Source organism: Streptococcus oralis subsp. tigurinus (assembly GCF_002096275.1).
Lineage (GTDB): Bacteria > Bacillota > Bacilli > Lactobacillales > Streptococcaceae > Streptococcus > Streptococcus oralis_CN.
Genome location: NZ_NCUG01000018.1, coordinates 228,567 through 252,298 on the forward strand (window position 1 = coordinate 228,567; position 23,732 = coordinate 252,298).

24 protein-coding genes and 2 pseudogenes are annotated in these 23,732 nt (G+C 33.7%); 3 read left to right on the forward strand and 23 right to left on the reverse strand.

Annotation, left to right across the window (positions count from 1 at the left end):
- Window positions 1-35: 35 nt before the first annotated feature.
- The 12 genes and pseudogenes from B7725_RS06245 to B7725_RS06295 form a co-directional block, all read right to left on the reverse strand.
- Window positions 36-890, reverse strand: a complete 855-nt coding sequence (locus tag B7725_RS06245) for an ADP-ribosylglycohydrolase family protein (protein WP_084875192.1) — start codon at window positions 888-890, stop codon at window positions 36-38.
- A 40-nt stretch (window positions 891-930) separates the two neighbouring features.
- Complete coding sequence (locus B7725_RS06250; protein ID WP_084875194.1) at window positions 931-1,548, reverse strand: SAP domain-containing protein; 618 nt, start codon at window positions 1,546-1,548, stop codon at window positions 931-933.
- A gap of 104 nt (window positions 1,549-1,652) precedes the next feature.
- Window positions 1,653-1,781, reverse strand: a complete 129-nt coding sequence (locus B7725_RS06255) for a hypothetical protein (protein ID WP_000900001.1) — start codon at window positions 1,779-1,781, stop codon at window positions 1,653-1,655.
- An 11-nt stretch (window positions 1,782-1,792) separates the two neighbouring features.
- The gene (locus B7725_RS06260; protein WP_084875196.1) at window positions 1,793-2,599 is read right to left on the reverse strand and encodes an alpha/beta hydrolase; all 807 of its coding nucleotides are present in this window, start codon (window positions 2,597-2,599) and stop codon (window positions 1,793-1,795) included.
- Window positions 2,600-2,804: 205 nt separating this feature from the next.
- Window positions 2,805-3,422 (reverse strand): RpiB/LacA/LacB family sugar-phosphate isomerase, encoded by a 618-nt coding sequence (locus tag B7725_RS06265; RefSeq protein WP_084875952.1) that lies wholly within the window; start codon window positions 3,420-3,422, stop codon window positions 2,805-2,807.
- A 26-nt stretch (window positions 3,423-3,448) separates the two neighbouring features.
- On the reverse strand, window positions 3,449-3,715 hold the full coding sequence (locus tag B7725_RS06270; RefSeq protein WP_084875198.1) for a transcriptional regulator: 267 nt from the start codon (window positions 3,713-3,715) through the stop codon (window positions 3,449-3,451).
- 373 nt (window positions 3,716-4,088) lie between these two features.
- A complete protein-coding gene (locus B7725_RS06275; protein ID WP_084875200.1) occupies window positions 4,089-4,877 on the reverse strand; it encodes a class I SAM-dependent methyltransferase in 789 nt (262 codons plus the stop codon).
- A 582-nt stretch (window positions 4,878-5,459) separates the two neighbouring features.
- A pseudogene (locus B7725_RS09905) lies at window positions 5,460-5,582 on the reverse strand (phosphomethylpyrimidine kinase); the annotation flags it as partial.
- Window positions 5,583-5,665: 83 nt separating this feature from the next.
- Window positions 5,666-6,205, reverse strand: a complete 540-nt coding sequence (locus B7725_RS06280; protein WP_084875202.1) for an RDD family protein — start codon at window positions 6,203-6,205, stop codon at window positions 5,666-5,668.
- Window positions 6,198-6,575 (reverse strand): hypothetical protein, encoded by a 378-nt coding sequence (locus B7725_RS06285; RefSeq protein ID WP_239823776.1) that lies wholly within the window; start codon window positions 6,573-6,575, stop codon window positions 6,198-6,200. The genes B7725_RS06280 and B7725_RS06285 overlap by 8 nt, the downstream gene beginning before the upstream one ends.
- A 53-nt stretch (window positions 6,576-6,628) precedes the next feature.
- On the reverse strand, window positions 6,629-7,912 hold the full coding sequence (locus B7725_RS06290) for a cellulose synthase (RefSeq protein ID WP_084875203.1): 1,284 nt from the start codon (window positions 7,910-7,912) through the stop codon (window positions 6,629-6,631).
- A 75-nt stretch (window positions 7,913-7,987) separates the two neighbouring features.
- Window positions 7,988-8,332, reverse strand: a complete 345-nt coding sequence (locus B7725_RS06295) for a hypothetical protein (protein WP_084875206.1) — start codon at window positions 8,330-8,332, stop codon at window positions 7,988-7,990.
- 184 nt (window positions 8,333-8,516) lie between these two features.
- On the opposite strand from B7725_RS06295, the gene B7725_RS06300 reads away from it, so the two are divergent.
- Window positions 8,517-9,503, forward strand: coding sequence for an AbiH family protein (locus B7725_RS06300; RefSeq protein ID WP_084875207.1), 987 nt, complete (start codon window positions 8,517-8,519; stop codon window positions 9,501-9,503).
- Between the two features lie 245 nt (window positions 9,504-9,748).
- Here B7725_RS06300 and B7725_RS06305 read toward each other — a convergent pair whose 3' ends face one another.
- The 10 genes from B7725_RS06305 to B7725_RS06355 form a co-directional block, all read right to left on the reverse strand.
- On the reverse strand, window positions 9,749-10,348 hold the full coding sequence (locus tag B7725_RS06305; RefSeq protein WP_084875210.1) for a hypothetical protein: 600 nt from the start codon (window positions 10,346-10,348) through the stop codon (window positions 9,749-9,751).
- Between the two features lie 579 nt (window positions 10,349-10,927).
- Window positions 10,928-12,604, reverse strand: a complete 1,677-nt coding sequence (locus tag B7725_RS06310; protein ID WP_084875211.1) for a recombinase family protein — start codon at window positions 12,602-12,604, stop codon at window positions 10,928-10,930.
- Between the two features lie 91 nt (window positions 12,605-12,695).
- Window positions 12,696-12,857: a hypothetical protein gene (locus B7725_RS10000; RefSeq protein ID WP_004611466.1), complete on the reverse strand. Its 162-nt coding sequence runs from the start codon at window positions 12,855-12,857 to the stop codon at window positions 12,696-12,698.
- Window positions 12,858-13,345: 488 nt separating this feature from the next.
- A complete protein-coding gene (locus tag B7725_RS06320; protein ID WP_048786796.1) occupies window positions 13,346-13,756 on the reverse strand; it encodes a sigma-70 RNA polymerase sigma factor region 4 domain-containing protein in 411 nt (136 codons plus the stop codon).
- Between the two features lie 249 nt (window positions 13,757-14,005).
- Entirely contained in the window at window positions 14,006-14,590 is a 585-nt protein-coding gene (locus tag B7725_RS06330) for an MptD family putative ECF transporter S component (RefSeq protein WP_084875213.1), read from the reverse strand.
- A gap of 10 nt (window positions 14,591-14,600) precedes the next feature.
- Window positions 14,601-15,305 carry an energy-coupling factor transporter transmembrane component T gene (locus tag B7725_RS06335; protein WP_070496769.1) on the reverse strand — a complete coding sequence of 235 codons (705 nt, stop codon included), beginning with the start codon at window positions 15,303-15,305 and terminating at the stop codon, window positions 14,601-14,603.
- Complete coding sequence (locus B7725_RS06340) at window positions 15,295-16,812, reverse strand: ABC transporter ATP-binding protein (RefSeq protein WP_084875215.1); 1,518 nt, start codon at window positions 16,810-16,812, stop codon at window positions 15,295-15,297. Before B7725_RS06340 ends, B7725_RS06335 begins: the two co-directional genes overlap by 11 nt.
- A 2-nt stretch (window positions 16,813-16,814) precedes the next feature.
- Complete coding sequence (locus B7725_RS06345; RefSeq protein WP_084875216.1) at window positions 16,815-18,524, reverse strand: ABC transporter ATP-binding protein; 1,710 nt, start codon at window positions 18,522-18,524, stop codon at window positions 16,815-16,817.
- On the reverse strand, window positions 18,517-20,304 hold the full coding sequence (locus tag B7725_RS06350; RefSeq protein ID WP_084875218.1) for an ABC transporter ATP-binding protein: 1,788 nt from the start codon (window positions 20,302-20,304) through the stop codon (window positions 18,517-18,519). Before B7725_RS06350 ends, B7725_RS06345 begins: the two co-directional genes overlap by 8 nt.
- A 103-nt stretch (window positions 20,305-20,407) precedes the next feature.
- The gene (locus B7725_RS06355; protein ID WP_084875220.1) at window positions 20,408-20,980 is read right to left on the reverse strand and encodes a TetR/AcrR family transcriptional regulator; all 573 of its coding nucleotides are present in this window, start codon (window positions 20,978-20,980) and stop codon (window positions 20,408-20,410) included.
- A gap of 298 nt (window positions 20,981-21,278) precedes the next feature.
- On the opposite strand from B7725_RS06355, the gene B7725_RS06360 reads away from it, so the two are divergent.
- On the forward strand, window positions 21,279-21,629 hold the full coding sequence (locus B7725_RS06360; protein ID WP_084875221.1) for a plasmid mobilization protein: 351 nt from the start codon (window positions 21,279-21,281) through the stop codon (window positions 21,627-21,629).
- Between the two features lie 5 nt (window positions 21,630-21,634).
- A pseudogene (locus B7725_RS06365) lies at window positions 21,635-22,966 on the forward strand (relaxase/mobilization nuclease domain-containing protein).
- Window positions 22,967-23,034: 68 nt separating this feature from the next.
- On the opposite strand, the gene B7725_RS06370 reads toward B7725_RS06365, so the two are convergent.
- Window positions 23,035-23,691 (reverse strand): hypothetical protein, encoded by a 657-nt coding sequence (locus B7725_RS06370; RefSeq protein ID WP_005542084.1) that lies wholly within the window; start codon window positions 23,689-23,691, stop codon window positions 23,035-23,037.
- Window positions 23,692-23,732: the final 41 nt, after the last annotated feature.

The following is a 23,732-nucleotide window of genomic DNA, read 5'->3' on the forward strand; positions in this document are numbered from 1 at the left end:
CGTCATTCAGTATCGGTCCGCATAACGCTTATCTATTATTTTATTACAACCGTTTCTTCCCATCGTCTAAGCACCTCTTTCAAAGGCTCATCTAGATAGCTTAAGGCCTTATCCTTAATCCACTCAGGAATTCCATAAGCTGCCTCGGCGATACTTCCTGTGATTGCTGCAAGAGTGTCGCTGTCCCCACCAAGAGAAATCGCATTTCGAATCGCATCTTCAAAATCTGTACTTTCTAGAAAAGCAACGATGGCCTGAGGAACCGTATCCTGACACGTTTCATTGAAACGGTACGTAGGTCGAATTTCATCTAGTGATTGAGAAAGGTTATACCCATACTGCTGCTCTATATGCTCTTTTATGAGTCTCTTACACTCTATAGGGTTATCGTTGATTGGTTGCTCGTAGTCGCCACAGTAGCCTCCGAAGTAATACCGACACATAAAGATAGCATCAGACGTCGCCATAGCGCCCTTGATACCTTCAGGATGATTATGGGTGACTTCTGCAGAAAGTCGTGCAAGCTCTCTAGTTGATGGCGTCATACCAGTTCTCGCACAAAAACCGCAGTCCATGACCCAAGCACATGGAGAAACACGCATAGCAGATCCATTTCCAAAGCTATTATAAGGCTCACGATTGTCACTATTGATCCAACTACTAAACCGAGCACCGTAGCCCGCATCGGGATACAACTTGCCGTATTTCTTCATAGCATCAATAAAGTCATCCTGGTGACCACCATTCATAATAGCCTCAGCAACAGCGCAGGTCATGACAGTATCATCTGTGAAAAAACAATCCTCACGAAATAAAGGAAAATCCTTCGTTTTGATATTGTTCCATTTGTAAACAGATCCTACAATGTCTCCGATAATTGCTCCAAGCATAAGATTCCTCCTTGTAAACTATTGGTTTAGACTGATTTTTCTACTTCCTATACTCGTTTATTCTATCAGCATATTCAGTCAAAAGATTTTTTGAATAAATTTTTTCATTACTTGAATTTCTAACTTCTTTCCAAAGGATGGAAGCTACTTTTAGTTTATTCGAGTAATTGTGACTATTTTCGTCTGCACAGAAATCCTTTAGAAATTGGTTCCATTGACAAACCGAATGATCATACTTGGCATAATCTGAATTTCCATGATAAACTTTTAGCATATCCTGTATTGTGAAACTCAAATCATTGTCGCTTTTTACTTTTCTCCAAGCAGTCGCCATATCGGCAGTAAATTTAAAGGGCGAAACCTCTGTTAAAGTTGAGAAATATTCTCTAAAGTCTGCATTAAAGGAGAATTCACATTCAAGTAAGGGCGTATCTAAGGTAAGGACTTCTACTCGTTTCTTTTTCCTTTTTACTGTTGATTTTTTAATCAATTTCCCCTTAAAGTACTGCTCAATATTATGATTGAGTTCCTGTTTTGTACATCTATATTCAAGCCCTAATGACTTGCATATCTGTGAAAGTTCATCACGATACCAATAGTATTTATTAAACTCATCAAACGATGTGATTGCATCAAACTTAGGTCTGTTCTCTATCAATATTTTACCTCCTTAAAAACAGTTTAGGTTTTCATCTCAAAATAATGGAGTTTTAGTTTCTTTATTTTGAGGATTAGCTACGTTTCTCTAACAAGCTCATACACTCAGTGGTTCGGACTTACCGTATCATCCGTGAAAAAACAATCCTCACGAAATAAAGGAAAATCCTTCGTTTTGATATTGTTCCATTCGTAAACTGAACCTACAATATCTCCAATAATTGCTCCTAGCATCCGTTTCCTCCTTATGGCATATCAGATTCGTTACACATTTCTAATGAATCACTCTTTAAAAGTGGCACTACCAAATCAATCCACTCTTGAGGCAGGTAAGCTGATAAATAGCCGTGATTATAGCCCTTTGCTTCATACAAAATCGTATTTGGATGTAGCTGCTGAAATAATTTCGCCGATGCTTTCACACAGTTTAATTCTTTTTCACCATAGATATACAAAACCTGAGCTTTGCTAGCAGAAATCATATCTTTCAGCTTGTAACGCCCCATATAGTTTTTGTAAATGGTCACCATTGTTTTGACAGGCGTCCTGGGCAGATCCTCCAAATAATAAGCTTTTATTTCCTCTGGATAAGCCAGTTTAGGATAGAGTTTGTTCATCATGCTTAACTGAAGTTTGCAAGAGAATTTATTGAACATCAGTTTACCAAATAGAGACACTAGAAAGATGCTGATTTTAGCTAACCTTGGTTGAGGAATACAGAGGCTTCCGTCTATGATGGCCTTCTCAGCAATTTCACTGTCTAAAGACAAAAGCTCCATGGCAATTTGACCACCAAGTGAAACACCACCGATTGCACACAATTTCCCACCACAGTTTGCTTTGATATAGTCTAGAATCTCCAAAGCAGAATCTTCAGTAGAAACATAATCAAGTTGGTATTCCTCGCCGTGGCCATTCAAAGTGGGTAGAATAACACGGTATTCTTCTGACAAGATTCGTGCTTGACGAAGATAATTCCACCAAGAACTGCCACCACCATGTATCAGTAAGATAGGAGGCAAATTCTTATCACCAAATTCATGGAATTTCATGTTTAAACTCCTTACTTTAGAACTTTCACTAGCTACATCCTTGTTTAATCAGCTCGTATAAGCAGTGATACCGCCTCAACATGAAACGAGTGAACACTAAGCATGTTAAGTGAACATGTATGTATGTGGGAATATGTCTATAAACCTTTTGACGATAGCATAAGGTTATCGTTAAAAAGTATTACCCCGACAAACTGTGATTTACTCATTTCATTAAATCAGCTATTTCTTTCTTCCCATACGCCTTTACATTTTGAATTACATCCTGTTTCCTCTTGATTGATTCAAACAATGATATATCTAGTACATTTGCGAATTCTTCAAACTGAACCTGCCCGATTCTTCTTATTTCTTTAAGTTTCTCAGCATCTCTTACCTTTCTCTTTGCCTCACTTTTGGGGTATCCTTGCCCAAATGGCTCCGAGAAAAGAGCTTCTATTGTTCTTTCAAGATTTTCAGTACCTGACCATGTATAATTTTCACCTAATGGTAATGATATCGCATTTCCATTATTAATCTGAGCAAATAAATAGGCATCATTCGGTGTAGGTGCATACCCGCAAATGACATCTGGCATACTATTACAAGCAAGCATCATTCCTTGTCCGGAAGAACAGCCCGTAACAACGAAATCAACTGTCCCACTTGCTAACAAGATACCTACAAGAATAGAAATCTCTATATACGAATATTTTTCATTTTCTTCCATCGTACAGCCAAAATTTATAACCTCAGATTTCTTTGGAGCATACTTTAATACAGCATCATAGATTATTTGATTTTTAGTCGCTTGCGAACTTGCTTGAATAACTCCGATTCTCATCATTTCCCCTGCTACTTCTAATTTAATTATTTCTTTTTCTTTGGTTTTGGTGCAAGTAATTCATCATACATTGAATTAAATAAGTCGGTTAAAAATTCTTTGTTGTCACCATCATCTACCAATGGCATTTCTTTGACTCCATCATATGGTAACTCATACTTTGCATTTGGCATATATGCTATTGAAGACTTCACAGTCTTCACTAAAAAACTATCATCATAAATTCCACCGACAAGTTTAGACCTTAGTCTCGAGTTGCCTAAGCTGGTTAGACTATTTTTTCTTTGTTGCATGATTATAACCGTAGTGTTCCCAGCAGTACTCGTCCTTCAGTTCACATCGTTCATTCATGCATTCCTCGCAGATATTAAGCGTCTCACATTCCATATCAGCTTCTGAAAGTTCTCCAACAAGTTCCATAAGATCTGTAACCGGTACAAATCTTCTACAGTACTCGCAATACTAATATATATTGTTGTTCCTGATAGGAGCAACGGTCAGTGTACCATCCAAGTTTGTTGTCTTTACATAGAGCATTATGCCTACCTCCTTTGTTTTGGTATGTACATATACGCTCGATTTTCAATAAATAGCAAATTAAATATCCACCAGATTTTGAGTTTTTCACTACAACTACACTATAAACTGGTACTTGTCATGGAAGCCTCATTCAGATTTCAACTCATAAAGACGATATATCTTTCTGTACATTTTTCCTGTAAACATCAACTTAAAAAAGTGTTTATCGAATCCAGTCAATTCACTAACAAGATAATCCGGCGTAAAAGAATGCTCTGCTACGAGTGAAATTCTTGTATCTTCCAATAATTGTGTGATAGAGTCTACCCCATATAATGTGGATACGCCCACTTCATTTACAGGATTCTTATATTTAGACGCTTTTGCGCCAAACACAGTATACACATCCATTAATATATGGAGCTCTCGGTATTTTTCATTCAATATGCGAAGCATTTGCACCAACTGATCATTAGTAAGATACATACTAATTCCTTCCAATACCACAATGGCACAAGCAGCATCAGGCAAGGCGTACAAGTCGGCCTGATTAGTCGCATCCAAGATCTTCATAGAATAATTCTGAGATTCGTTATAATATTTTTTCCTGATTGCAATAACCTCTTGAAAATCACAATCAATCCATTTTGCATCTGGTTTCCCTACTCTTAAACATCTGCTGTCCAACCCGCACCCAATGTGGATAACAACAGCATTCACACATTGCTCTATCATCTTGCAGGTCCAGTCATCGAATACGCGTGCCCGCATTGCCATGTTGTAGCACAGCCATTTTGATTTGGATTTTCCTCTGATTGTAAAGCCTTCTTTGTCCCAAATCTTTTCTGCTATTGGATCATGGAGGATTATACCTTTTTTACTCATCTGGGCTTTCCCATAAAGTGGGATATACAATGTTTTATTCACTTCGTTCATTCAGCTCACTCCCATAAATTCAAATTTCTATGCAACATCTATTCCACTGTCAAGTTTTGCCCTTAGTCTCGAGTTGCCGGAACTGCGGTCGATCTTATTATCCATATCACTGTTACAAGCTATGACATCTAATCCACTGCCTAAACCCTACCGCAAATTTTTGCCCTCAGATAGATTTGCTCAATCGATATGTTTCCACATAAGAAAACCGAGCTATTCACGAAGGTATCCCAATGACGTATACCTCGCAAAAAGCCCGGAAATACGCCACTTTTTAGCTAGCTAACAACATGTGCACCGTCTTTGGGTGCCCAAAGTGCCCTCGGCACTTTAACCGCTCTGGAGGGCTTGCGCACCTAACTGGCTCTTTAGAGACTTAGTAGGTTCCATGCAAGGAATTCCCAAAGCTTTTCTTTGGTGAATTCTACTGCTGTGTTTGTAAACTCAGGCTTCACTGCTGTTCGTCTTCGTTAACAAACAACATGCCTCAACATGTGGTGCTAGCAAACTTCTATATTATAGAATGAAAGTAAGTGAGTTGTTGTTTAAAATTAAACTTTAGAATGAAACTATTTTATAGTGTCACTTAATAAATTTACTTGCTAACTTGTAAACTTTTTGAATCTCTTTACTCTTAACGTCCCAACTATCAAGTTCTTCTTTAATTAAATCAGGAAATTTTTTGCTAATATCCCTACAAAGATTCGTAAATTCAATATTTTCATTCATATAGACACTTCCAAACTATGTGTATTTTTTCTTTGAGGACAGAATAGACAATAAGTATCCTAGTCACCTTTTTGCTGAACTTGCGTATGGGCTAGCAGGTCTCCAAGATGCCTCTTATCTTTCCTAAACATCGTCATTGCCAGTAAGGAAACTGCAAGGAGAGTCGCCGAAATCGAGGAGATAATGGACAATACATCAAAATTACTATAGAAACCATGTATCGTGCCCATATGACCTATTTGCCAAGGTAAAAATTTAATCGTGTTTCTGATCAAGCTAGCTTGTACTGTTTTTTTCTGGTAGACCAGTTCAAGTCCTGCTTTTACCTTCCCAAAACTTCCATTATTTGCATAATCCAAGAATGTGAAAAGGATCATAATCGGCAAAACAGAGGTGAAAAATACAAGACACTGCGACTGAATTTCTGTAAACTCTGGGACGCCATTAAAAAAAATGATGTAAATAAGCATAGAACATAAAAACAGAAGCCCTAAATAAGCGAGTATGAAAAGATAATCGAATAGAAATTCTGTCATTCTTTTTTTAAACAAAATAGGATTAATTGCTAACATCTTCATCGCATTCTCCCCCTTACTCATCTCCCATTATAATATTCGGACAAAGATAATTTAATTTGCTGTGGCGCCTCCTCGAATTATAAAAACCTTCGATATACTTAAAAATTCTATCATTCATTAGTTCATTAATAGGTTTATAGAATTTATTATAAACATAATCACTTTTAATTCTATTTTTCAAACTATACAGATATGTCTTGTTAGTTTTCTCATTTTTTGTAGTTTCTTCATTTCCTGCAAGATTTAAACCAATAACTAAAACACAATCTTTTTCAGATGTTGAGTTATCAAATTCAAAGCCTCTAACTCCAAGTCTTGAATCATGCTCAGATATAGTTAAAGCTTCTTTTATTTTCTTTATAAACTCATTAATTGTTGAACTATTTGTCATAATTATAACTCCATTATTTACAGCTTTCTATAACAAACATTTGAAAAATAAAGTTACCAGTAGTACCTTTTCTCACTTAGAAATTGTTCTTTTTGTTCTCTAGAATTGTCATGATTTCTGATTCCTAACAATTCGTCTGTTGAAGAAACTATTGGGTCAATCCAGTCAGCTTTGGATCTAATCCAGTCAATTTCTTCTTTACTAAGTTTCCCTGCTATCTCCAGTTTATCAGCCATCAATCTTAAATCATTTGCTGTTTGAAAATCTTCCAGCATATTAAGAAGTGACATTGTCCGCTTCTTCTCTTCTTCGATTCTATTTTGTAATTTTCTTTTTCGCTCCTGCTCCTCTTCGTATTGTCTTGCTCTCTCTTCACGTTCAAGTCGTAAGTTCTTAACTTTATAATACTCTTGGTAAATTAAAACGATTATTTCTGGGATTGATTGTTCAAGTGTGAATTCTTTAGTATCTTTAATGTATTTGCCATCTATTATCTTAAATCGAAATTTTCCATTTGGTATATAGTCATACTTCTTTATTCTTGGTTTATAAGCATATCCATTAAACTTAACGCTATCATTGTACTCTGCTAGTTCTTTAGCTTCTTCTTTTGTTAATTCATGACTTACTTTGTCTGTTGATTCTATAACTTCAAAACGAACAATATCCTTATCAATTTGAATATCCCAATTTGAAGTTACATTATCACCGATTCTTTCAATTACAGTAACTAGAGTATCTAAAATGCGATATAAACGTGGAAGAGAATTTAATGAAATACTTTTTACAAATTTAGGTTCTTTTAAATCATTATATCTGTGCCTAGAATCAAAGTAAGGATAAGAAGCTGCTTTTTCCCTCTTATTCCACTCTGTAATTTTATCCCTTAGATTAGCTACAGATTTATGTAATCTCTTATTTGGAGACTGGTTTAGGTTTGAAACTGCTTCAATAATACGCTCTGTTTTATCGTCCTCTATAAATGATAATGAACTTCTTATACTAGTTGTATCAAGTTTAACAGTATCTTCGTTTTTAGACTCCGTACTATCTTCTTTATGTTTAGCAGCTTTAATTCTACTGTTCTTTAAACTTTTTCTATCAATATGAACCTCATTTATGTCATTTTGTGATAATGGAACGATAAGTTCACTTAGGTCTTGTCCAGTATTCTTACGATACCAATAACTACCCTTTGGAATTGGGATTTCAAATTCTTTGCATTTCTTGAGTAAGTCAGAATAACTTAAATCATATTTCAATGAAACTTGTTTCGCACTTATCTCCCAGATTTCTTCATAGAGTTCTTCTCTAGAAAAGGTCTTTATCATCTTCATCTGAAACACCTTTACCCTTATATTTTACATCACCATTTTTATATTTACCAAGCGAAAATGCAAATTCAAAAACTTCTAATTCTTCACTTCTGCATTTTCGCTTAATATAAAAAGTAAATCTTGTTTTAAACCGTTAAATTCCTCTATAATTTTATCTAAACTAGTTTCAATATTCTCAACACGGATCTCTGATAGTTTTCCGTGGTTGTATGAAATCATTCTTTCAGCGATAATATGATATGACCAACTCTCAGTGGAACGTCTGTCTCTTTCTTCGTTATGAATAGCAAAACCAATTGGAAGAAGATTGTTTCTAAGACCTATAGCAACTGCCTGTGAACTTATACCTAAATAATCACCAGCAATTTTTAATGTGATTTTATTTAATTTTCTAATATCTTCGTCAGTATATTTTGGCATGTTTGTACTCCTTTGTCATAATCCAAAATGCAATATCATCTAATTTAAAATATCTTGATGGACTGCTTCTAGTTGTTTTCTCTACCAATCAAATTAATAAGTTCCACATCTTAAAATATGTAATATAGGTCTACTACTATTTATCTCAATAAGTTGGTATAATATATTTCAGGAGGTAGAAAACTTGAATACACTTTTTATTATTGGAAATGGGTTTGATATGGCCCATCAATTAAAAACAGGATACAATGATTTTAGAAAGTTCATAATAGACACTTGTAAAGAATTTGGTAGTAAATTTGACTTTAATAATGCTATTAATAGAATTGAACTTGAAGGTTTTAAAAATTTAACTATCCCTGAAGTCGATGAAGACAGCAAAAAATCATTTAAAGATGGCGGATATTATGGATTTAACTATCATGAAGGTAATCTAGAAGCTTATGAATTCTTTTTCACTCTAACCGAATATGCAAATCATGATAAAAATGTCGATAATATTACATGGAATGAATTTGAAAAAAACCTTTCTAAGATACCTTTCAAACAAATTCTAAAGGATAAAAACATCTGTTTAACAAAATTAAATGATTTAGTTTGTGTATATAAATTATGTCAAAATGCTGCCTTCTTTGATTGGATAAACTCAAAAATACATAATCCTGAAAAAATCAAAGTTAGAAGCAAACTTATTGATTCGTATTCAAATGCTGCTTTTTATTTGGTCTTTAACTACACTACTGTTTTAGAAAGAAAATATAACATTGAAAAAAATAGAATTTGTAATATACATGGTCAAGTTACAAACTCTGATCAAATAGGTACAGAAAACAATCTAGTTGTAGGTTTCAAAAGTGAAGTGCCTTTAATATTACAAGCCATTCTTCATAATTCCTTACTAATTAAACCAGTTAGAAAACTTTTGAAAGAAAATATAGATTTTTTTAATAGCCTATCCACTTTGGAAGAAGTCTATGATTTCGGTCTAAATATTGTACCATCTGACATACCTGATATTCCGTATTTGAAAGAGATTATTAAACATACTGATTCAAATACAAAATTTTATGTCAACGACTATTATCTTACTGAGCAAAATAAGAACGACATACAGAACAACTTAAAAAATTGGGGATATAATGGTGTGGTTCAATTTATTAATATGATGTAAAATTTAAGACTCTAAAGGCAAAAAATATCAATTGTTTCCATACTTCCTGCTTTCCTAATCAACTTTCAAATATATAGCGTTTTCATTGTTTTCTTATCCTATTATATCATTATTCAAAATAAAAAACTGCAACTTACTAGTTGCAGTTAAACACAGATTTACTTATATTCGTTCTATAAATTGACTAAAGTTAAATTTTGGGTATTAAAGGATTGAAATATTCTCTTTCTAATCTATAACTATACCTATTCTGTTCGAGTTTCAGCTAAATATATTCCCCATTCAGCTAATTCTTCAGGCAAATCATAAACAGTTTTTCCATTACTTTCATAGATTTCAGAGATTCCTGGTGAGGTCTTAGAAAAAGTTTTCCAAGCTGTCACTAGTTCTTCTACAAATTGAATATTATGAGGTTCAAAAAAGTCATTAAATTTTGATAGTTCTTCACTATAAATTGTCACAACATTATAGCTATCAAGCATGATCTCATCATGACTTTTATGCCCACCAAATCCAAACTGACTTAGTCCATCATTAATAAGCAAATCACCGTATCTAATCAACAGTGCTAGGCATTCCTCTCTTGAACAACCATCAATATAATAAACATCCTTATGGGATTCCTTGATAATATTCTTTGCTACCACTTTTTCTCTATCAATACTGACAGGCAATTCCAAAATAAAAAACAAGAGCTCGTCATGAATCGCAATAAAGTGTTGAAAAACCTCTAATATTTTTTCTGCGTGTACATTCGCCGTCAAATGATGTTCAGTTAACTTTGTAAATGATTCAAATAGGTTTTCTACTAAGCTAACTCGGTGACCTTTTACTAAATTCAACATTATGCGTCCTCCAGAGAATTTTAACAATATTCATATTTATAATTTCATTATACCATTAAACCCCTAAAAAGACTGCAACTTCCCAGTCACAGTCTTTTATCTGAAAGCTAATTCATTCGTCTATAAAATGTGATAAGGACTATATTCAACTAATTCAATTAACTTTTTTCAACATGCAATAGTATCTGCTGATTACTGTTATAAAACTTTTGAATAGATAAAATACTTCTTCTTTATGTTTATTAGTTTATATGTTTGTACGGATGAACGTATTTTATCATAAAAATTTTCATAGTAACAGTTTCAAAAGAAAGTCAAGACAGATCCGACTTTAATTCCATAGAACGATTTCAGATTGAGTTAGTTATCATAAAACAGAGTGGGTACGTTTCTATTCCCACAACCTCCTTGTCAATGGAAACAACACTGTACCCCCTAGGGTTTATGGAAATAGATTGAGAACCTATCAGGTTAGCACATTAAGACACTCAACTTGTATTCTCACTCTGATACTTATCCCCTTTATAACAAAAAGTCTTGCTATCAAGGCTTTTCTTAACCCCTTACGTTACAAGGTTTCTACGCTTTTACCAGCAAAGCTACACACTCAACTTGCTCATTATTGTCCAAACCTATATTTAAATCTTCATCGATGATAGGAAGTTTAAAAGTAATTGATTTTAGCCATTGCCCATTCGGTTGCTTTTCTTCGTAAATTTGAATTTCAGAAATCAAAGCTGTAATTAACTGTCTACGCTCTACATCATTCATTACCTTGTAGAGTTTATCAAAATAGATCAAAATCTTATATATGTTATCTCCTGTAAGTTTCTCAGCTTCAATAGTTTGTTTCTTTGCTTTCGCATCAATTAACAATGATTCTAAGTCTTCAATCTTATCATACATACGATAAAGTCTATCGTCTAAGTCCTGTTTTCTTCGTTTGTAGTGCTTATCATCAGCATCTAAATTATCTATTTCCTCAATTAGCTTAAATTTCGTAGAATGGCTCTTCCTCAATTCTTTCTGGTAATTATCTATCTCTTTTTCTATTTCAGAGGTATCTACCTTCATGTTAATTTTTTCTTGCATCATAGAAGCAAATTTGGGATTGCTTACTATCTTTATAATTACCTCAGCAACTGCATCATCTAACAATTCTTCTCTGATTTGTTTATTGTAAGTACATTTATGACCTCTTATCATATGCCTATGTTTACAGCCATAGTAATAAAAATCTTTATACTTTGTACCATCTTTCTTTTTCTTGATACACTTGTTTCCAAACATTCCCACTCCACATATCGGACATTTTACAATTCCTGAAAGCAGATGTGTGCGTGTATCTTTCCCTTTATTCACATGCTCATATTTCTTTGCTTGAGATTTTAACTTAACTTGAGCCGCTTGCCATAGCTCATCAGAAATTATAGCTTCATGAATACCTTCAGCTATTAAATATTCATCTTGTTCAACTTGCTTATATTCATTTCTTGTTCCATGAACTTTTTCTAAAGTTCTTCTTCCAAAGGCTATTTTCCCGTTATATACAGGGTTTTTTAATATCTTTCTTATAAGACCTGCATCAAACAATGGATTTTTCCCATTTTGTCTTGGTATTTTTCTTATACCATGATTTTCTAAGTATTTAGAAAGTCCATTCGCTCCAATGGTTGTATTTACATACTGATCAAAAATAGTTCGTATCGCAATTGCTTCTTCCTCATTGATTATCAATTTCCCATCAATAAGTTGATAACCATAAGGAGCAAAACCTCCATTCCATTTGCCCTCTCTTGCCTTTTGAATACGCCCTTCCATTGTTTGAACACGAATATTTTCTCTTTCAATTTCAGCCACAGCTGATAAAACTGAAATCATCAATTTACCTGCATCTTTGGATGAATCAATCCCATCCTCAACACAAATCAAATTGACTCCAAAATCTTGCATTGTTTGTAGAGTTGATAAAACATCAGCAGCATTTCTTGCAAATCTCGATAATTTAAATACAAGAACGAAAGACACTCCATCCTTTCCGGTTTTTATATCTTCCATCATACGAGTAAACTGAACTCTACCTTCTATAGATTTTCCAGACTTACCTGCATCTTCGTATTCACCAACAATCTCATAATCATTATAGAGAGCAAAAGCCTTCATTCTTGATTTTTGTGCCTCTAAAGAATAACCGTCTATCTGTATTGATGTAGATACTCTTGTATAGAGGTATACTTTTATTTTTTCTTTTGACATAGCATTAACCTCAATATCCTTTTTTCTATATCTTTATATTTATACCAATTATGGTTTGTACTCATATATCAAGTATATTATATCACTTTTATTACTTTTTCTCAATCTGCGTTCTTGCCATGTCAAATTTATTTTTACCTTCTGTACTTTTTACTGGAGTTGGATTTGGAAGATTATCTAAATCTAAAACTCCAGCATACTTTGTAATCAGATTTGCTATCAAATCAGCCAATCCATTCCAGTCATTATCCACTAATACACCTCCTCCGCTTTAAATTCTTTATAATCAAACATTATTTTTCTTACTAAGTTTTATGACATTGGCAGGTGCATTGGCTGCTACATAGGAATCTCACCTCCGCCCCTTGTTCCAGACGAGGCAGCTTAAACTATTGAAGTATCATTATCACCACTTACATCATCGAAATAAGCTGCCACGCTTATCTTTTATGTATTCCTATCTATCGCTCGTTTTCTTCTAACCTCGGCAATATACCGGTATTCATTTAAACCAATTTTCATCAGCAGAAAAGTCTTGGCGTAGGTCATAATTCTCAGTAAATGGATAAAGTCCTACCTTGGTCTATTCAGTTGTCAAAGAGCAATATTTGAAAGGGATTGTTTTCTCTACATTTTCCTATTTGCCATAAGCAGGCGTATCTCTTACCCAAGAAAGTAAAGGAGGTCAAACTCCCCTTCACTTTACATAAGGAAAATTTGACCCCTTTGGTTACCGAAGTTTTAAAGTTCTTCGATGAATTTTTTCAGCTTTTCAAGAATTTTGTTTCTTCTTTTGATTAAGGCTGGATGTGTAATACTTTTAAGCTTTGCCACTGAACGAACCGTTTCATCATTGAAATACAAGCGTTCAATAATATCTCTTTCTTCTGCATTGAGTCTTGATATAGCATTTCTGACTGCTTCGATCATCATCTGTGTTTCAACAATCTTTTCTACATCAACACTTTCATCAACAATATTATCTACAAAGTGTCCGTCATGATCCAATGATGAAAAAAAGAGCAAGTGGTTTTTCTTGTCCACCTGCTCTAAATACTTTTCGTGTTCTTTTTCTCGCCAGTAGACTTTATATATCTGCTCGCTGACTTTAACCCTTTGTCCGTTGACATAAAGGTAATATTCTTTTGACATTTTATTTCCTCCATTTCTTTTTTGTCTGCGTTTTTAGACAAAAAAGGAGGACTTCTGCACATAGGCATAATAAGTCCTCTGAAATGAAAGAAACTTGCTCTTTCTCTATATTTTAAATTTGATTTTTTATGATAATTACCAGTATCAAAAAGGTCTATTAGTTTTTCCTTTATGAATAACAGACCCTAAATAATACATAGCAATTACCTCCATTATTTAATCCATTTTTCCCTCACAAACAAAGATTGATTAAATCACTCCTGCTTTTTCAAAATGTTTTTTAAGTATCCTTGTTGCAACAAATGCTCCTGTGCAAGCAAGAACAAAAGTTATCAAGCCAAATCCTACTGCCCACGAAACTTTGAAATAAGATAATGCTTCATTTATTTGTGCTTCGCTCATTTTCCATTTTGATGCTCTTTCCACAAAAGAAGCTGTTCCGAATAAAATTACAGGAATTACTGTTCCTAAAAAATCTGCTAATGCAAATGTCCCATATCCAATAATCATTCGTCCCTTGCTCTCATAATTTCCTATAATCAAATCACATATAATTCCACCGATTACAGCAAAGACTGCATGAGGCAAATGTCCTCCTGACAATGCAATTAAAGCAAGAAGCGTTCCTGATATTGTAAATACGCCATTCTTTTTAACTTTCAAAGCCATAAGGATATAAACGGTAGCAGCTACCATAAAGCTAACTCCTGAAGCAATAAATCCTCCAATAACTGTTGTTGCCATAGCAAATGCAACCGCCATGTATATGACAATTCCAATTGCATTAAAGATTCCGATTGTAATAAAATCACGACCATTCAATTTGTTTTTCATAAAAGTCCTCCTAATAAATTTTCTGTATTACTATCACAAGAGCAATCATCAAAGCTCCTAATAGTCCAATCATTAAGTCTGTTTTTCTAAACCGCAATTCTGTTAATGTTACCCTCTTCTCATCACTATCAAGTCCTCTAATGAGTGCTGAAGCTGACAATTCATCTGAAATCTTAATCATTCTCATTAAAAGCGGAACAAGTGTATATTCAATGTATTTAATTGGGTGTAGCAATGGGAAAAATCTACTTGTTACTATTCCTCGAATCTTCATATTCTCTTTTAATGCCTTGAGTTCTATTTTTATAGTTGGTACAAACCTAAGCAAAACACTAAAAGGTATACCAATGCTTCTTGGTACTTTCATTCTATTTAACGCTTCCAGCATTTCACTTACACTTGTAGTCTTAGTTATATATCCACCAAACATAGCGATTAAGGTCATTCTTGATGCAAAGTAAATAAACATATATATTGCAAATACAATACTTGCTTCACAAAATTTTCCAAGCCCTAACTCTATGCAGTATAAAATCACAAAAAACAAGATAAAGCGTAACGCTCTTTTCCACATCCCGCTATATAAATATAGAAAAAAGGCAAAAACAATTAGTACAAAAAGTAGAATTGTATCACTTATAAAAAAGCTCGTAAATCCAACAATTGGAAGTAGAGTAAGTTTTATTCTCGGATCTATAGTTTTTCTATCTGACAAGCTCTCTACCTCCTCTCATCTTGTCTAATATGAGAAATTTATTACTTTCACTCATATCTAAAACAGTTTCTATTTTTCCATCTCCCATTACCCATAGCTTGCTCACTGTGTTTGCTAAAAACTCAAAATCATGACTTATTACCAAAACTGTTGTCCCAATTTTCAATTGTTCTTCAATCAGTTTTGTGACGGAAAGCATTGAGTCTTTATCACAACCTGATGTTGGTTCATCATAGATGAAAATCTTTGCCTGTTTCATCATTCCACAAGCTATTGTCAGTCTTTGTTTTTCTCCTCTTGATAAAGCAAACGGATGCTTATCAATGTATTTGTCTAAGCCAAGTACACTTAAAATAGACTTTGCCTTTTGAGTATTTTCTTTTTTATCTTTACTTGAAATACCAAGTAGCATTTCATCAAGTACACTTTCCGAAAACAACTGATAGTCTGAATCTTGAAAGACAAAATATGACATATCCATTAAATCTTTATGATTAAGCGACTTATCTTTCCTCGCCCATATTTTTCCCTCTTCTATCTTCTCAAGTCCTGAAAGCACTCTTGCAAAGGTGGTTTTCCCGGTACCATTTAAGCCGATAAGACCAATGGCTTTTCCGTACTCCATGTTGAAATCAAGATGATTTAAAATGTACTGTTTTTTCTTCTTTCCATCCTTAGCTACATTCGGATAGCAAAATTTCAAGTCTTTTCCGATGATACTTTCATCATTTAATTGATATGAATCTTTCTTCTCACTTATCCTGTATTCTTCTAATTCAAGAGTTCTTAGTCCATTTTCATCCCAAAACGCCCTTTCAAGATAGATAACTTCTTCCCGACTCAAGTCTTTCGTAATTTCTCCGTCTTTCATCAAAAGAAAACGGTCAAATAAAGACTTTACATAGTACAAACGATGTTCAATTAGAACAACCGTTGTTCCTTTTTTCTTTAATTTCTCCAAAATTAAAAACAGGTCAAATGTTGCTTTCATATCCAAATTTGCTGAAGGTTCATCTAAAATTAAAACTTTCGGATTCATCGCATAGATGCTTGCAATAGCTATCTTTTGTTTCTGTCCGCTTGATAATTCAAAAACAGATTTTCCTTTCAGTTCCTCAATATCCAACTCTGCATATACTTCTTCTACTCTCTGTTTGATTTCATCTCTTGATTTGCAGATAGTTTGAAGCCCAAAAGCTATTTCTTCATCTGTCGTTGTCGTGAAAAACTGACTTCTTGGATCTTGAAATACAGTCCCTACAATATGCCCTACTTCATGAAGTAATAATTTGCTTATATCTTTTCCGGACGCAAAGGCTTCTCCTTTCATTTTGCCTTTGTAATAATGTGGAATAAGACCATTCATTACACTTCCAAGAGTGCTTTTACCACTTCCACTTTTCCCTGAAATTAAAACAAATTCACCTTTTTTAATTTCAAGATTGATATTTTTTAAAGCAGTTCGCCCATCTTCCCATTCATAAGAAACATCTTTTAACAAAATCATGATTACACCTCATATTGAGCTTTCCATAATTTTGTGTAGTAACCATCTTTCTCAAGAAGTTCCCCATGCTTTCCTTTTTCAAGTAAATTTCCTTTTTGAAATACGAGAATTTGGTCAGCTTTTTGAATTGTTTTTAAATGATGAGCCACTACAAGTACAGTTCTATTCTTTGCAAGTTCTGTAATAGCATCTTGTATCAAAGATTCATTTACAGGATCAACATTACTTGTCATTTCATCAAGAATTAAAATCGGTGCATCTTTCAGAAAGGCTCTTGCAATAGATATTCTTTGTCTCTGTCCACCTGAAAGAATCCCACCATTTTCTCCAATATCAGTTTTATAACCTTTTGGTAAATTCATAATGAAATCATGTATCCTTGCCTTCTTTGCAGCTTTAATGATTTCCTCTTTTGTAGCTCCTTTTTTACCTACTCTGATATTTTCTTCAATCGTGTTATCAAACAGTTGAACATTCTGCATGACAATGCTGATACGATCTAAAAGCTCATCATAAGGAATATCCCTTATATCAGTTCCTCCAAGTGTAATTTTCCCTTTATGCACATCATAAAATCTTAGAAGCAAGTTGGTTATAGTAGTCTTTCCACTACCTGATTCTCCAACTAAGGCTGTCATTGTTTTTTCAGCAATAGAAAAGCTCAATTTTTCCATTTTAAATTCATCTTTTTCATAAGAAAAATCTATGTTTTCAAAAGCTATATCATTATCTTTCGGAACAATTCCATTCACTTTATCCGGGATTACATCTGCATATAAAATTCTTGAAAGTCTTTCGTAACTATCTATCGCCGAAACATAGTACATATAGTGTTGTTCCATAGAAGCGAACGGCTTATAAAACTCTTTTGAAATTACTGCAAAGATAATAAAATGAAGTACATCAAGACTTCCCTTTGTAACAAGTATTGCTCCTGCAATTAAAAGAACTAAATATCCAATATCCAGTAAAAACCCAAATATAGATAGCTGTTTTGCCTTGAATCTTGAAGCTACTTTGCTTGTTTCTCCAAACTTTTTTGTCTTATTCATAAGCTCATTATCCAAGCTCTTATTGTTTGAAAAACTCTTTAATACAGGTATTCCTCTAACATATTCAACAAATAAGCTAACCATATCAAGAAGTGCTGAGTTGTTCTGATTTTCTATTTTTTCAGATTGCTTAATTGTCAGATATAGAAAGATAAGTGCAATCGGAACAGATACAGCCATAATAATAGAAAGTTTGAAATCAATACTTGCAAGACCAACAAATACGACTGCACCTATCAAAAAATCACCAAACATTCTCGACCACACGTGTCCTACAACAAGGGACATATTATCAACATCTTTGTGTAAAATTGTATTGATCTCTCCCAGTCTTTCATTGGTATAAAATCCCAAACTGAATTTCTTTAATTTGATAATCATGCGTTCTCTTATTTGCTGAACAATATCAAAACCTGCACTATGCTTTTTCATATCTGCGACCATATTACAAATACCTTTGAAGACTACAAGTAATCCAATCGCAATAAAATATTTATAAAGCATATCTAAACTCGTCCCATCAAATATCTGAAACAGTATAGAAAATACGATAACAATCATGGCTATGGAGCTTAGTCCATAAAGGGCAAAGAAGACACTTGATATAATCAAATCTCTCTTGCCGGTTTTTGTAAGTAGTTTTAACATTTCTCTAAACATTTTCTGTTACCACCTCCGTACACTCGCAATCCACTCCGTTCCTTGCTCGTGAAAGACTATTATCTTTCAAATTCCATCTATCAACTTTGTTCTGTGCATCAACCATATCCTTATAAAAATCACATCTTTTCATCAACTCTTCATGGCTTCCTGCATCAAGAACAACACCCTTATCCATAACTATAATTTGGTCTGAATCTCTAATCGTATTTAGATGATGAGCAATTGTAATGATGGTTTTATCCTTACTTAAATCATCAATCGCTTCACCGATTAGTCTTTCATTTTCACTATCAACAGCTGCCATTGCCTCATCTAATATTAAAATCGGTGCATTTTTCAGTATCATTCTTGCAATAGAGATTCTTTGTTTTTCTCCACCGGATAACTTAACTCCCATTTCACCTACTCGTGTTTCATATCCATTTGGCAATGCTGAAATAAAGTCATGACATCTCGCTTTTTTGGCAGCTTCTATGACTTCTTCTTTTGTCGCATTAAGTTTCCCGATTGCAATATTGTCAAAAATACTTAAATCGAAAAGGATGACCTCCTGTTGCACACTTCCAATAAGATTTGAAATATTTTCCTGACTGTAATCCTTTATATCTTTCCCATTTATTTCTATTCGTCCGCTGTCAGCATCCCAAAATCCCATAAGCAAATTAGATACAGTACTTTTCCCACAACCACTTGCTCCTACAAAGGCATTCAAACTATTTTTCTTAAAAGTCAAATTGATATTTTTAAGCTCAAATCCATCTTTTCCGTATGCAAAATTCACATCTTTAAATTCTATGTTTCCAAATTCTAAACCTTGTTCTATCTTTTTGTTTGGAAGTGGAACTGTTAAAACTTTTCCAATCGCCTTTAATGCCTCCTTAAATACAATAGAAAAATGTTGCAATGTAGCTGTCTTACTTATAGATGCAGTAAACGCAGATGATAAAATAATTGCAAGGATAAAATTAGGCGTTGTAATATTCCCCTGATAAAGAAAGATACTTCCCAAAATCATGACAATTACCACTCCAATTTCTATAAATATGTCAATGAGTCCCATTGGAATTGTAATTGCTCCCATGCTCTTTTTAACCCAGTAAATATATTCTCTTGCCGTTTTTAATGTTCTTTCACTAATCTCCTCTTCTTTAGCAAAAGCCTTAATAACAGAAATATTTTTTACATATTCCATTAGCTCTTCTCTCATCTTGTTTTCATGGTTAAAGTAAATAGCAAAGTTTTTATCCATTGTTTTCTGTGAAAGAACTTTTACCAAATACATGAGTGGAACTCCGGCAATCATACCAAGTGCAAGACGCCAATCCACAAAAATCATAGCTACAAAAATAATGGTAGGCAGAAGTGTAACTGACATTATTTCCGGAAGACCATGGGCAAGGTATACTTCCACTTGCTCTACATCATGTTGAACGATATTGGTAAGCTCTCCTGTATTATGTTCTTTGAAAAATCCTAAACTTAGTTTTTTTAAATGACCGATAATATCTAACCTAAGTTCTGTCAATTTTTCATAGGCTTTTTCATGGGCAACCTTTGTTGCAAAATAATAAAACACACCTTTTAATGCAAATGATATAAAGATTCCTAAGAAAATATATTTCAAATTATCTTCGCTAATATTGTTTGTAATTAAAGAACTAATCAAATATACGAGTAAGATTTGTGGTATCAAATCACATACTATTTTTAAAGCAAGAAGTAAATTGGATAAGCCATTTTTTCCAATCACTTTTTTTCTTAATTCTTTTTCCGGCATGAACAACGCTCCTTTCAAAATTGAATAATATTGAATTTTAATTCAGTATTAAGGTTTAAAGTAAGACTTTGCTGATTACGCAAAGTCTATTTTTTAGTGCTGATTACAGGGATTCCACTCCCTTGTAATAACACCTTGCAATAAGTTTTAGCATATCTTTTGCCCACTTTTCACTTTGATAGTGCCTTGCTATTTCAAGAAGCCCCTCTGTAAAGTTACTGGCTAAAATATGGGCAAGCATTGGATCATATTCCTCTTTCGATTGTCTTTTTAAACTTACTTCAATATGAGCCTGCATTTGAGATATGAGTTTTTGTTTTGCTTCTGTATGCTTTGTACCTGAGCTCTTATCCATTAAAATAATTAACTTCTTACGCTCTTTTAAAAGTTCATGAATATAATTTTCTCCAACTTCATCAAACCTTTCAGAAGCAGAACCTTTTTCCAAAGACTCTTCCTCATCAAAGGCTGACTCGAAATTTATATAAACTGAACTTACTACTGCATCAAACAAAACTTCCTTATTTTTGAAATAGGTATAAATTAGTGCCACAGGAATATCTGCTTCTTTTGCAATTTCTGTTAATTTGGCACCTCTATAGTCCTTTTCATAAAATACTTTTTCTGCTGCTTCTAGTATTCTATTTCTAACTTCTTCTTTTAATACTTGTGCCATAGCACACCTCTTTCTATTCCAATACTGAATCTTTATTTAATAATAAATTATAATTCAATATTTGTCAAGTTACATGTGGAAATCATGGCGTCCTTATGGTATAATTTAGTAGTAAATTCAAAACTTGCTTAACGCTTGCTATCTAATTCATTCTTATGTAACAAGCACAGTAAGTGTACGGACACTTACGAAAAAATTGACGAAGCAGCCCTTTGGGATCTGCTTCTTTTTTTATCAATTTTTAGCTTGTTAGGGAGAACCCTAAGACCCCGAAATACACCTAAAGGAGGAAATACCTATGGCAAATAGAATACGAAACGAAAGACTTGAAATTAAACTAACTGAAGAAGAAAAGGCTCTTTTTGAAGAGAAAAGAAAACTTGCAAAATGTAGAAATATGAGTCACTTTATCCGCAAATGCGTTTTAAAAAAAGAAATTTATCAAATAGATTTAGAACCGTTTAGAGATTTACAGGGCTTGCTTTCCAACGCAACAAACAACATCAATCAAATTGCAAAGCGAGTAAATTCGACAGGTGTAATCTATAAGGATGATATAAATGCTATGAAAGAGCAGATTGAACATTTCTCAAAAGAGCTATGGCAAATTCATTCCCTGCTGCTTAACAAGACTTCAGGAGGTGATTAGTTTTTATGGCTATTACAAAAATACACCCAATAAAATCTACTCTTAATCTTGCTATCGACTACATTGTAAATGGAGATAAAACAGATGAGCAGATTTTAGTCAGCACTCATAAATGCCATCAAGAAACTGCCCATACACAATTTTTAAGGACACGAAATGATGCAGGAACAAAGGGGAATGTTCTTGCAAGGCATCTTATTCAATCCTTTTTACCGGGAGAAACTACGCCTGAAATAGCACACCAGATCGGCATGGAGCTGTGTAAAAAGATATTAAAAAATGAGTATGAATTTGTCTTATCTACTCACATAGACAAAGGACATATTCACAATCACATCATCTTCAATAATGTAAATATGGTAACGAGTAGATGCTACCAATCCAACAAGAAAAGCTATCATCAAATCAGGTATCAAAGCGATAAGCTATGCAAAGAAAACAACCTATCTGTCATTGATGAGTTTTACGAAAGTTATAAGAAAAAATACAAAACAAACGGTAAATCTTGGTATGAGAATGAACAGGCAAAGCGTGGTACTTCTTGGAAAAGTAGACTTCAATTTGACATTGACAGAATGATTAAACAGTCTAAGGATTGGGACGATTTTCTAAAGAAAATGGCTGATCTTAGCTATGAAATTAAGTATGGTAAACACATTGCTTTTAAACCGAAAGATAAGCCGAGATTTACAAGATCTAAAACAATCGGAGAAGATTATACTGAAGAAAGGTTAAAAGAACGCATTGCAGAAATATCATCTATTAAAACCCCTGCTGTCAAAAAACGCATTGGCAATGTTATTGATATGAACACAAATGTTAAAGTAAAAGAAAGCAAAGGCTATGAATATTAGGCAACTAAACACAACCTTAATACAATGGCTGAGTCTGTTATCTTTCTTAGAGAGCAAGGAATTAAAACCGTTAAGCAACTTGATGAATACATTCAGAAAACTGTTGATGAAAGGCAAGGTCTACAAGATAAAATCAAGTCCATTGATAAGGAAATGCAGGAGCTTTCTGCAACTATGGAGCAAGTTTATACTGTCAAAAAGCATCGAGAATACTACAAGGAACATAAAGTAAATCCATCTGACAAGGCATTTTTTGAAGAGTACAAAGCTCAGATTACCCTATATGAAAGTGCTCTCTCAGAGCTTAAAAAATCTTATTCCAAGCTCCCAAATTCAAAGGATATTTTAGCTGAGCTTGATAAATTACAAGAAAAAAAGAATAGCCTTATGCAAGAGTATTCTTCCTCAAAATCCACTATGGACGAGCTTTATAAGATACGAAAAAATTACGGAATTTATATGGGTAAGGAGATGGAGAGATAATCTTTATCTCCTTTTTTCGCAAATAAAAAAAGTGTCGGTGCAGTCCCAAGACCACACCGACCATAAGTTTATCTCTCAGCTTCTTTTGATGTTTCTTTCTTTTCTTTAGGCTTTTCCTTATCTTCAGCCTGATATTTTTTGATAGCTCCAAGTACAGACCCTTTCTTTTCTTCTTGCCCTTTCATCTGTTCTTTTGCCTTTAAGAGCTTTGAAGAAAGTACCCTGATGTTGGTATGTTCTTTACCGTTGTCATCAACAGAAGTTCTGATTTGTCCAAAAAGCTTAACAAAATCTCCCTGCTTAAAGTCCTTTGGAATATCACTCTTTTCTCCGTATGCAGAACAATTATGATATACTTTATCTCCTTCATCATTTTTTGAAACAACGGAGAAATTCGCCACCTTAAAGGTTTCTCCGTTCTTATTCTCCCTTTCAACTATATCGACCTTTTCTACAATATTTCCAACGATATTGACAAGGTTATCTTTCTCCTCTTGAACATAAGGAAGATCTTTAATCTGCCCCTGTTCTCTTAAATCTTCAATCATGTAATCAAATTCCTCATGCAGTAAATTAACGGTGTCATTGTCCATATAAGCGTCATATAGCTTGTCCAAAGCACTTTCATCATTGATGCCTTTTTCCATGCTTATAATCGCCTTTACAAAGTCCTTGTGGTTATTTACCATATCTTCTATTTGATTTCTCATTGCTTTGTAATCCATGTTTTTATCTCCTTTCATGGTAAAAGGGAGCTTTTCGCTCC